The organism is Amycolatopsis sp. NPDC005961, assembly GCF_040629235.1.
GTDB classification, from domain to species: Bacteria; Actinomycetota; Actinomycetes; order Mycobacteriales; family Pseudonocardiaceae; genus Amycolatopsis; species Amycolatopsis camponoti.
In genome coordinates this window covers 39423-49257 of sequence record NZ_JBEXVF010000070.1, presented here as the reverse complement: position 1 = coordinate 49257, position 9835 = coordinate 39423, and the positions used below count along the sequence as shown (strand labels likewise).

11 protein-coding genes are annotated in these 9835 nt (G+C 71.5%); 3 read left to right on the top strand and 8 right to left on the bottom strand.

Features of this window, described 5'->3' with window-relative positions; genetic code table 11:
* Window positions 1-142 precede the first annotated feature (142 nt).
* On the top strand, window positions 143-925 hold the full coding sequence (locus tag ABZ342_RS40090; protein WP_196425417.1) for an MHYT domain-containing protein: 783 nt from the start codon (window positions 143-145) through the stop codon (window positions 923-925).
* A 41-nt stretch (window positions 926-966) separates the two neighbouring features.
* Here ABZ342_RS40090 and ABZ342_RS40085 read toward each other — a convergent pair whose 3' ends face one another.
* Window positions 967-1590, bottom strand: coding sequence for a PaaI family thioesterase (locus tag ABZ342_RS40085; RefSeq protein ID WP_360484719.1), 624 nt, complete (start codon window positions 1588-1590; stop codon window positions 967-969).
* 30 nt (window positions 1591-1620) lie between these two features.
* The gene (locus ABZ342_RS40080; protein WP_360484716.1) at window positions 1621-2382 is read right to left on the bottom strand and encodes an SDR family NAD(P)-dependent oxidoreductase; all 762 of its coding nucleotides are present in this window, start codon (window positions 2380-2382) and stop codon (window positions 1621-1623) included.
* Window positions 2383-2449: 67 nt separating this feature from the next.
* Between ABZ342_RS40080 and ABZ342_RS40075 the strand changes: the two genes are divergently transcribed.
* Both ABZ342_RS40075 and ABZ342_RS40070 read left to right on the top strand, forming a co-directional pair.
* Window positions 2450-2980, top strand: coding sequence for a hypothetical protein (locus ABZ342_RS40075; RefSeq protein ID WP_360484713.1), 531 nt, complete (start codon window positions 2450-2452; stop codon window positions 2978-2980).
* Between the two features lie 38 nt (window positions 2981-3018).
* Window positions 3019-3561, top strand: a complete 543-nt coding sequence (locus tag ABZ342_RS40070) for a ferritin (protein ID WP_360484710.1) — start codon at window positions 3019-3021, stop codon at window positions 3559-3561.
* On the opposite strand, the gene ABZ342_RS40065 is transcribed toward ABZ342_RS40070, so the two are convergent.
* The 6 genes from ABZ342_RS40065 to ABZ342_RS40040 form a co-directional block, all read right to left on the bottom strand.
* The gene (locus tag ABZ342_RS40065; protein ID WP_360484707.1) at window positions 3562-4038 is read right to left on the bottom strand and encodes a hypothetical protein; all 477 of its coding nucleotides are present in this window, start codon (window positions 4036-4038) and stop codon (window positions 3562-3564) included.
* A 128-nt stretch (window positions 4039-4166) separates the two neighbouring features.
* Window positions 4167-6284 carry an esterase gene (locus tag ABZ342_RS40060; protein ID WP_360484704.1) on the bottom strand — a complete coding sequence of 706 codons (2118 nt, stop codon included), beginning with the start codon at window positions 6282-6284 and terminating at the stop codon, window positions 4167-4169.
* Complete coding sequence (locus ABZ342_RS40055) at window positions 6281-7393, bottom strand: alpha/beta hydrolase (RefSeq protein WP_360484701.1); 1113 nt, start codon at window positions 7391-7393, stop codon at window positions 6281-6283. The genes ABZ342_RS40060 and ABZ342_RS40055 overlap by 4 nt, the downstream gene beginning before the upstream one ends.
* 19 nt (window positions 7394-7412) lie before the next feature.
* Window positions 7413-8396 carry a transporter gene (locus ABZ342_RS40050; RefSeq protein WP_360484698.1) on the bottom strand — a complete coding sequence of 328 codons (984 nt, stop codon included), beginning with the start codon at window positions 8394-8396 and terminating at the stop codon, window positions 7413-7415.
* Window positions 8393-9274, bottom strand: coding sequence for an ABC transporter ATP-binding protein (locus tag ABZ342_RS40045; RefSeq protein ID WP_360484695.1), 882 nt, complete (start codon window positions 9272-9274; stop codon window positions 8393-8395). The genes ABZ342_RS40050 and ABZ342_RS40045 overlap by 4 nt, the downstream gene beginning before the upstream one ends.
* Window positions 9271-9666, bottom strand: a complete 396-nt coding sequence (locus tag ABZ342_RS40040; protein WP_230862366.1) for a GntR family transcriptional regulator — start codon at window positions 9664-9666, stop codon at window positions 9271-9273. The genes ABZ342_RS40045 and ABZ342_RS40040 overlap by 4 nt, the downstream gene beginning before the upstream one ends.
* Between the last annotated feature and the right edge of the window lie 169 nt (window positions 9667-9835).

The following is a 9835-nucleotide window of genomic DNA, read 5'->3' as shown; positions in this document are numbered from 1 at the left end:
CCACTACCGCGCCGTCACGACCCGGGCGGAAGCCACCGCGCAGAGCCTGCGCGAGGTGCTCGACTCCGTCGTGCCCCCCGGCCGGGGTCCGGGGTTTGACCCCGGATGACAGAGCAAGCCTGACAGGAGCACGGAAATGCACATGGACCACGACGACTTCGCGATGGGCCACTGGCTCGTCGTGCTCGCGTACCTGACTTCGGTGGTGGGCTGCGCGCTCGGGCTCGCCTGCACGCTGCAGGCGCGGACCACGGACAACGCGCGCACCCGGCTGACCTGGCTCGGGCTCGCGGCGCTGTCGATCGGCGGCGTCGGCATCTGGGTCATGCACTTCATCGCGATGCTCGGCTTTTCGACGCCCGGGTTGCCGGTGCGCTACGACATCACGCGCACGGCGCTGTCGGCGATCCTGTCGGTGGTGGCGGTGTTCTGCGGCCTGCTGGTGTTCGGCGTCCGCAACCGGTTCGCCTGGAAGCGGCTGCTGCTCGGCGGGCTGCTGACCGGGCTCGCGGTGAACGTCATGCACTACACGGGGATGTGGGCGGTCGAGATCAAGGGGACGATCGGCTACGACCCGACGCTGGTGGTGCTGTCGGTGGTGATCGCGGTGGTCGCGGCGACGGCGGCGCTGTGGTTCACGGTCGGTCTGGACAAGCTGCTGCCCCGGCTGGCGGCGGGCCTGGTGATGGCGGCGGCGGTGACGGGCATGCACTACACGGGCATGGCGGCGGTCCGGCTGCACCTGGACCCGGCGGCACCGGACCCGTCGGGCGCGGAGGTGTTCTCGTTCCTGTTCCCGGTGTTCGTCCTGGCGGCGCTGGCGATGGCGGTGCCGATCTGCGCGGTGCTGATGGCGTCGTCGAGCTCGGAGTCGCCTCGCCACACGACGGTGGCGCGTGAGGTCGTGAGTGAGAAACAGGGTTAGAACCCGGTTTCCCGCTCACGACCGGCCGCGGCAGGCCGTCGTCAGTCCGATGTGGACACCGGGACCGGGAAGCGGTCGGCGCTGAAGTGCACCAGGATCGCCTTCGCGGTGGCGCAGACCGTGTCCCCGGCGCGCAGCGTCCCGGTCGCGTGGAGCTTCCGCCCGTCACGGCGTTCCAGTCGGCCTTCCGCGACGAGCGGCTCGGCGTACGGCGTGCCGCGGAGGTAGTCGACCGTCAAGGACGCCGTCATCCCGGGGTAGCCGGCCGCCGCGGTCGCGCGGCCCAGGACGTGGTCCAGGATCGCCGCGACCCAGCCGCCGTGGACGCGGTTCGGTGGTCCCTCGTGGGCCGCGCCCAGCAGGACCTCGGCCCGGACCTCCGCCGGTCCGATGTGCGTCCAGGACAGCGGCGGCGCCAGCGGGTTCCCGGGTCCTTCCAGCGGGTTGTTGATGCTGAGGTGGCCGCCGCCGTCGAGGGCGGCCAGCAGCAGGGGAGGCGATCCGCCGGTGGCGCGCAGGGCGGCGGTGACCGCTTCGACCTGCCGGGCGGCGGCGGCGAAGTCGGCGTCGTCGCCCGTGCGCACGGAAGCTTCGATCAGCTCCCGGATCCGGGACCCCAGCAGCGCGCGTCCCGGCGGCACGCCGTCGACGATCGGGAAGGACATGGCACCCCCAGAACTAGAACACGTTCCAGTCTACCAGGTCGGCCGGGCCGTGACCCCGCCGTCGACGACGAGGTCGTGCCCGGTGATCCAGGAAGCCAGCGGGGACGCCAGGAAGACGCACGCGTTGCCGACGTCCTCCGGTGTCCCCGGACGGCCCAGCGGGGCGGCCCGCCGCCACCGTTCGACGCCCTCCGGCCAGTCCTCTTCCAGGCCCGGCCGCGAAATCAGGCCCGGTGACACGGTGTTGACGCGGATCCCGCGCGGCCCGTACTCCAGCGCGGCGCCGCGGGCGTGCATCACCAAAGCCGCCTTGGCCGCGCTGTAGTGGACGTGCCCGGGCGCGGGCTGCCGGGCCTCGATCGACGCGATGTGCGTGACGCTGCCGCCGTCGCGCAGCAGCCGGCTCGCCGCTTGGGTGCAGGAGAACGCGCTGGTCAGGGTGGCGTCCAGCATCGCCCGCCACTGTCCGGCCGTCAGGCCCGCGAGCGGTTCGACCGGCTGGACGCCGGCGTTGTTCACGAGCGCGTCGAGCCCGCCGCCCCAGTCCGCGACGGCTGCCAGCAGGGCGTGGCAAGCGTTGTCGTCGGTCAGCTCGGCGGCGAACGCGCGGGCCCGCCCGCCCGCGGCCTCGATCGCCGCGACGACGTCGTCGCCCGCGCCGGGGCGCCGGTGGTGCACGGCCACCGCGCTGCCCGCTTCGGCGAACCGCAGCGCGATCCCGCGGCCGATGGTGCCGGCCGCGCCGGTGACGCAGGTGATCGTGCCGGAGAGGTCAGGGAGGGGGCTCGCCACGTGCCCGATCGTAGCCAGGGGAGAATTGACGGGCGTTTTCACCGGATTTCGCGAGTATCGTGCCCGCATGATCTCGCCGGTGCCGAGCGCACTCGACCCAGCCGCACCGGTTACGGGCCCCGCGCCCTGGTGGGGCGTTCCCGTGATCGCGGGGGCCTTCCTGCTCGCGGGCGCGGTGCTCGCGCTCCTCGCGATCGCGTTGAGCGACCGCCGGAAGCTGAACCGGGAAGACCGCCGCCGGTGGGACCGGGAGATCCGCGACACCTACCTCGAGATCACCCGGCACCTCGCCCGGATCACCGCCTTCCGGTACCAGGTGCTCACCGACGAGGACGAACGCCAGCTGCGGTACCAGGCCGGCGCCTACGCGCTGGCGGGCATGCGGGAACAGGTCGCGATGCTGGAGGTGATCGGGACGCCGGCGTTGATCGCCAAGGCCCACGAGCTGGAAGACCGCACCGGCGTGGTCGTTTCGCTGTGGCACGAGCTGATCAACCCCGGGAAGCCCGAGTACCGGGCCCTGCACACGGCCCGCAACGAGTTCCTGGACGCGGTGAAGGACAGCATCCGGGTGGAGCAGTACCAGCCCCGCACGTGACGTGGCCGGCCGGTGCACGGCGCCGTACCTTGTGGGGCATGGCCGACACCCAGCGTTCGAAGTTCTCCGAGCTCCTGCGGGAGCAGATCCGGCACGAGTTCACCGCCGCGCAGCAGTACGTCGCCCTCGCCGTCTGGTTCGACGCGCGTGACCTGCCGAGGCTGGCGAAGCGCTTCTACCGGCAGTCGATCGAGGAACGCAACCACGCGCTGGCGATGGTCCGGTACCTGCTCGACCGGAGCCAGCCGGTGGCGATCCCGGGCAGCGGCGACGTCCGGAACGACTTCTCGAGCGCGCACGAGGCCATCGAGCTGGCGCTGGAGCAGGAACGGGCGGTGACCGCCGACATCGAGGCGATGGCGAAGGCCGCGCGGCTGGAGGAGGACTACCTCGGCGAGCAGTTCGTGGCCTGGTTCCTCAAGGAGCAGGTGGAGGAGGTGGCCCGGATGTCCACGCTGCTCACGGTCGTCGAGCGCGCCGCCGACAACCTCTTCGAGGTCGAGAACCACCTGTTCCGCGAGGCGGCCACGGAGGCCGCGGAGGCTGCGGACATGCCGCCGGTCGCGGGCGGGAAGCTCTGACTACATGAAGGTGGTCAGCCAGGTCGCCAGCCAGAACGTCTGGCTCAGCACGATCGCGAGCAGGCCCAGCCGGGTGCTGCGTCCGTGGCGCTTGACCAGGCCCGCGAGGAGCACGAACAGCCCGAGCAGCAACGCGCCCGCACCGGCCAGGATGGCGGTGCCCAGCAGGATCGAGAGCCAGGTTTCCTGACCGGGCGATGACTCCTGCTGCTGGGCGTAGAACACGAGGTCGCCCAGCGCGGAGAACACCGCGGTGACGGCCCCCAGCGCGACGGCGACCGCGGCCGCGCGGGCGAGTCCGCGTCCGGCGGGCCGGGCGGCGGGTAGCTGCGGCGGAGCGGCGGGCGAAGACCGTCGCGGCGCGATGACGGGAGGACCCGGCCGCGACAAACGCCACTGCGCGACGGCGATCCAGCTGGCGACCACGGCGGCGACCGCGCTGACGAGGGCGGCGAGCAGCGAGAGCGCTTCATACACCGGTCCAGTATCGGCTTGATCGCGCCGAACATCTGATCTACGCGGTTTGTCGGGGTTGAGGCGGGCCTGCCGCCGAGCACGGGACCGGCGGAAGCGGCACACCCCCACGAGTGCCGCTTCCGCCGTGCTCAGCGGCAGAACGAGACTTCCGGATAGCCCGGCTCGTCCAGCACCGGCCGGGCTTCGCCCCGCAGGTGCCGGTCGAAGAACGCGTTCACGTACGTCCGGATGATCTCCTGGGTGCGCAGGGCGGTGGTGGTCGCGCCGATGCCGACGCCGAGCTCTTCGCCCACCAGGCCCACGTCGGTGAACGACGCGTGCTGCGTGCCCGCCACCTCGATCCAGCGCCGCCAGCCCGTCAGCTGCGCCCAGTCCCGCTCCCACGGGACGTTCGGTGCGCACGCCGTGGCCGCGAGCTGGTGGCTCACGAACATGAACGGCCGCGCCAGCCCGGGCGGGGTCAGCGGAACCGCCGTGGTGCCGTCGATGTCCATCCCGGCGCGCACCCGCGCGTCGGCGACCATCGTGGGCAGCGTGCTCGCGCCGCCGGCCGAGTGCCCCGCCATGCCGATCCGCGACGCGTCGATCAGCGGTGCCCACTTCTTCGAGTGCGTCAGCGAATCCAGCACGAACGACACGTCGGCCGCCCGGCCCCGCTGCAGCTTCTCCGAGAACGCCGCGTCGTGCGGCACCTCGCACGAGGCGCAGCCCGCGAACCGTCCGTCGGGGAAGCTCGTGCCGGTGTTCTCGTAGGTGTGGCCGACCAGCGCGACGGCGTACCCGTGGCTCGCCAGGTCCTCGGCCAGCGCGCTGAGCGTGGCCCGGGGTTTCGTGTAGCCGGGCGAAAGCACCACCAACGGCAGCCGGGACCCGGCCGGCCGGGCGTCGGCCACCGAATTGGTCACCAGCCGGGTGAGCAGGTCCGGCGGCACGTCCAGGCCGCTGCCGGACAGCAGCGCCGCCGACTCGGCCGCGGTCACGTACCGCGTCTTCGGCCCGTGCGGTGAAGCCGCCGGGTAGAAGAGCGACACCATCAGCTCGCGGTAGGGCACCGACGGCACCCACGGGTCCGGCCGCGAGGTGTCCTTCAGGTACACCTGCGTGCTGCCCACCGGCCGGTCCCCGGTCGGCGCGGGCAGGTAGGGCGTCGACGTCATGGCGAAGCTGACCTCCGGGTAGCGCGACGACGGCCGGTCGAGCAGTGGCTGGGCCCGGCCGTCCAGGTGCTCTTCGAAGAATGCCCGAACGTAGGCCGCCGTGACGGCCTGGCCGCGCGCTGCCGGCGTCGTCGCGCCGAAGTCGAGGCCGAGCTGCTCGCCCACCAGGCCGATGTCGGTGAAGGACGGGTGTGCCACGCCGGCCACGACGAGCCAGCGCTTCCACCCCGTCAGCTGCGCCCAGTCCCGTTGCCAGCTGCCCGATTCGACGCCCGTGCCGGGGGTGTACGTGTTCGCGCGGCCCAGGAACAGGAACGGCCGGTCGAGTCCCGGCGCGAGCAGCGGGTCGTCCGTCGTGCCGTCGATGTCGATGCCGGCCTTGATCCGCGGGTCGGCCACCATCGCGCCGAGCGCGCTCGCGCCGCCGACGGAATGCCCGGCCATGCCGATCCGGGCGGGGTCGATCAGCGACGCCCAGCGAGAGTGCGTCAGGGAGTCCAGTACGAACGAGACGTCCGCCGCACGCCCGCGTTCCAGCTTCTTCCAGAACGCCTCGTCGTAGTTGCCGCACGCCGCGCAGCCGGTGACCCGCCCGTCGGGGAACGTCGTGGCGACGTTCTCGTAGGTGTGGTCGACCACGACGACCGCGGTGCCGTGGCTGGCCAGGTCTTCGGCCAGCGACGTCAGCTCGGCGCGCGGCCGCTTGAACCCGGGCGAAAGGACGACCAGCGGCAGGTGGTGCCCGGCCGGCCGGGCGTCGACCGCGGCGTCGGTGCGGACGGTGGTCATGACCGAAGCCGGGATGCCGGTGATCCCGGCCTCGTCGAACACCGCCTGCGCCTCGGCCTCGGTCATGAACTGCTTCTTCTGCCCCTGCACGGAAACCGCCGGGTAGAAGAGCGACACCATCAGCTCGCGGTAGGGCACCGTCGCGACCCAGGGATCCGGCCGCGAGGTGTCCTTCAGGTACAGCGAAGTGATGCCCACCGGCCGGTCGCCGGTCGGCACGGCCAGCGACAGCGCCGGTGACGCCGACGCCGGCACGGGCAGTGCCAGCGCCAGCGCGGTCACCATCAGGATGATCTTCATCCGATGAACGTCACTTCCGGGTAGGCGGGCGACGGCGCGGCCAGCAGCGGCTGCGGACGGCAGCGCAGGTTCTGGTCGAAGAAAGCGCTTACGTAGTTCCGCGTGATCGCCAGCGCGCGGGCCCCGTCGATCGACGCGCCGATGTCGACGCCCAGCTGGTCGGCGAGCACGCCGAGGTCGGTGAACGAGCTGTGCACCGTGCCGGACACCATGAGCCAGCGCTTCCACCCGGTGAGGTGCGTCCAGTCGGTTTCCCAGTCGTCGTACGGACCTTCCTGGCCCGGCACGTAGTTGTCCATGCTGCCCAGGAACAGGAACGGCCTCGACAGCCCGGACGCCGGGAGCGGGACGTGGATGCTCCCGTCGATGTCGGCCCCGGCCCGGATGCGCGGGTCGGCCAGCATCGCCTGCGTCGTGACCGCGCCACCCGCGGAGTGCCCGGTCATGCCGATCCGCCCCGGGTCGATCAGCGCGCCCCACTTCTTCGAATGCAGCAGCTGGTCGAGCACGAACGACGTGTCCTTCGACCGCACCTGCGCGACCTTCTCCCAGATCCCGGGCTGCTCGTCGACTTCGCAGGCGGCGCAGCCGGTGACGTGCCCGTCGGGGAACGTCGTCGCACGGTTTTCGTAGGTGTGGTCGATCGCCGCCACCGCGTAGCCGCGGCTGGCGAGGTCCTCGGCCAGCGCCGTGAGGACGGCCCGCGGCTGCGTCCAGCCCGGTGACAGCACGACCAGCGGCAGGTCGTGCCACCGCCCGGCCGGTTTCGCGTCGACGACGGCGTTCGTGCGGACCGTGCTCAGGACGTCCAGGGACAGCCCCGGGATGTCCTGCCGTTCGAGGTTGCGTTCGGACTCGAGCGGCGTCATGTACTGCTTCTTCGGCCCGTTCGCCGAAGTCGCCGGGTAGAAGACGGAGACCATCAGCTCCCGGTAGGGCACCGTCGGCACCCACGGGTCGGGACGCGAAGTGTCCTTTAGAGACAGTGAGGTGACGCCGACCGGCGCGTGACCGGTCGGGCCGGGCAGGGAAGGCGTCGTGGCCGCCGAAGCGGCGGGCGCTGCGGACAGGGTGAGTGTCAAGGCGGTGGCTACCGCGAGAGTGCGCATGATTCCCCCAGGAATCGGTTCAGGACAGGTGACGGACGCGGCGGAAGGAGAACCAGGTGAGCAGGGCGGCCATCGCGAGGAAGAGCGCGAGTTCGAGCCACTGCAGCGGCCAGAACCGCGAGCCGGGCTGGTAGGTCAGGCGCTGCTGGTAGCCGTGCGCGCCCAGCTGGGACATGCACTGTTGCATGCTGCCGCGCTCCGGCGGGCCCTGGCCCGGCCTCGGGGCGCAGCTCTGCACGAAGTCCGGCAGCGGGTAGACCACGGTGCCGGCCGGGTCCACGGTTTCGTTCGCCAGCACCCACGCGCCGGCCGGGTTCCGCATGCCGATCTCCAGGATCCCGTGGGTGTCGTCGCCGGTGATGTTCGTGATGTCCTCGGGGACGATCGCCGTCGTCATCTGCGCCGGCGGAATGAGGTAGGGCCGCACGAAGGTCGGGACCACGATCAGCACGGCGGCGAGCACGGCGAGCGTGACGGCCATGGCGGCCACCGTCCGCTTCACCAGCATCCCGACCGCGACGCCGAGCGCGAGGGCGAAGGCCACGTAGCCGATCGGCACGATGCCGCGCGCGCCGAACACCACCGGCATGATGCGCGAGAGCATCCCGCGGTCGGTCTGCGTCGCGGAGAGCGCGTCGATCGGGCTCGCCCACCACGACACCGCCCAGCCGAGCAGGCCGGCCGCGACCATCGCGGTGAGCAGGCCGAACCCGAGCTTGGTGGTGAGCCACCGCTTGCGCGTGACGGTCTGGTTCCACACCAGGCTGTGCGTGCCGCTCTCCAGCTCGCGCGTGATCATCGGGACGCCCCAGAACACGCCGATCACCGCTGGCAGCAGGTAGAGCACCAGGATCGTGCCGCCGAAGAGGGTGTCCTCGTCGGAGAAGTTCGTGCGCCCGACCAGCTCCGGCCCGGTGATCGCGAGCACGACGCCGATCAGGACCAGCGCGGCGAACACGGACAACGCGGGCAGGCGGAACTGGCGCCAGGTCAGCCAGGTCATCTCAGGACCTCCAGGGCGGGGCGGGCGGCGGCGGGGTTGCTCATGTACTCGAGGACGAGGTCTTCGAGGCCGATCTGCGCGACCGTCCACGCGGGATCGAGGATCGGCGCCTCGGTGCGGACGAGCACGGTCGTCTGGCGGTCGGTGTGCTTCGCGGAGACGACGTGCTGCTCGGCCGGCAGCGAGTCGACCTCGCGCCGCGGCCCGGAGAGCCGGTGGTGCGTGGCGAGCAGCTCTTCGACGTCGCCGATCACCCGGACCTGGGAGTCCACCAGCACGACGAGGTGGTCGCAGACCCGTTCCAGGTCGTTGACCAGGTGCGAGGACATCACGACGGACAGCCCGTGCTCGGCGACGGCTTCCATGAGGTCCTGCAGGAACTCCCGGCGCGCCAACGGGTCCAGCGCGGCGACCGGCTCGTCGAGCAGCAGCAGCTCGGGGCGCTTGGCGATGCCGAGGGTGAGCGCGAGCTGCGCGCGCTGGCCGCCGGACAGCTTCCCGGCGTGCTGCTTCGGGTCGAGCCCGAGCCGCTCGACCCGCTTGGTGGCCAGCGACTCGTCCCACCGCGGGTTGAGGTGCGCGCCGAGCCGCAGGTGCTCTTCGATGGTGAGCCCGGTGTAGACGGGCGTGCTCTGGGCGACGTAGCCGACCTTCGCCAGCTGGTCCGGGCCGCTGCCGGGGGTTCCACCGCAGACCTCGATGGTGCCGGTCGTCGGCTCCAGCATGCCGGACGCGATGTTCAGCAGGGTGGACTTGCCGGCGCCGTTGGGGCCGACGAGCCCGGTCACGTGGCCGGCCTCGATCTCGAGCGTGCAGCCGGTCAGCGCCCACTTGCGCTTGTACTTCTTGCCCAGTCCCTGGGCACGCAGGACGGTCACGCTATGTCCTCTCTGGCGGAGTCGCGAAACGTGGACATCAGCAGGGCCTCGATGCTCTCTTCGTCGAGACCGGCCTGGCGGGCCTTGCCCAGCCAGCGGCGCAGGTCCTGCCGCAACGGCCCGAGCACGGCGAAGGAGGTGCCGCCGTTGAGCGTCGCGGTCACGAACGTGCCGACGCCGGGCCGCGCCGAGACGAGGCCGTCGTGCTCCAGTTCGCGGTAGGCCTTGAGCACGGTGTTCGGGTTGATCGCCAGGCCGGCGACCACGTCCTTGACCTTCGGGAGCTGGTCTCCCTTGTCGAGCAGGCCCAGTCGCAGCGCGTGCCGTACCTGCTGGACCAGCTGCTGGTACGGCGACAGCCCCGAGCGGGCGTCGAGGTGGAATTCGATCATCGGCAACTCCATTTAACTAGGTGACTAGCACTATAGACATGCAGCACAAGTCTGCGCCAGAGGTTCTTCCGGGAGAGCGGTCCGGAACCTTCGCCGGGGTTTCCGCGAATGACTGGTGGACGGCGGCGCCGGTGATCTTTTTCGCCGGGCTGCCAACCTCCCCACCCCC

Coding starts and splice junctions, on each gene's coding strand:
- ABZ342_RS40040 (WP_230862366.1), bottom strand. CDS start 9,666: ATGATCGAATTCCACCTCGACGCCCGCTCGGGGCTGTCGCCGTACCAG.
- ABZ342_RS40075 (WP_360484713.1), top strand. CDS start 2,450: ATGATCTCGCCGGTGCCGAGCGCACTCGACCCAGCCGCACCGGTTACG.
- ABZ342_RS40085 (WP_360484719.1), bottom strand. CDS start 1,590: ATGTCCTTCCCGATCGTCGACGGCGTGCCGCCGGGACGCGCGCTGCTG.
- ABZ342_RS40060 (WP_360484704.1), bottom strand. CDS start 6,284: ATGAAGATCATCCTGATGGTGACCGCGCTGGCGCTGGCACTGCCCGTG.
- ABZ342_RS40070 (WP_360484710.1), top strand. CDS start 3,019: ATGGCCGACACCCAGCGTTCGAAGTTCTCCGAGCTCCTGCGGGAGCAG.
- ABZ342_RS40055 (WP_360484701.1), bottom strand. CDS start 7,393: ATGCGCACTCTCGCGGTAGCCACCGCCTTGACACTCACCCTGTCCGCA.
- ABZ342_RS40050 (WP_360484698.1), bottom strand. CDS start 8,396: ATGACCTGGCTGACCTGGCGCCAGTTCCGCCTGCCCGCGTTGTCCGTG.
- ABZ342_RS40090 (WP_196425417.1), top strand. CDS start 143: ATGGACCACGACGACTTCGCGATGGGCCACTGGCTCGTCGTGCTCGCG.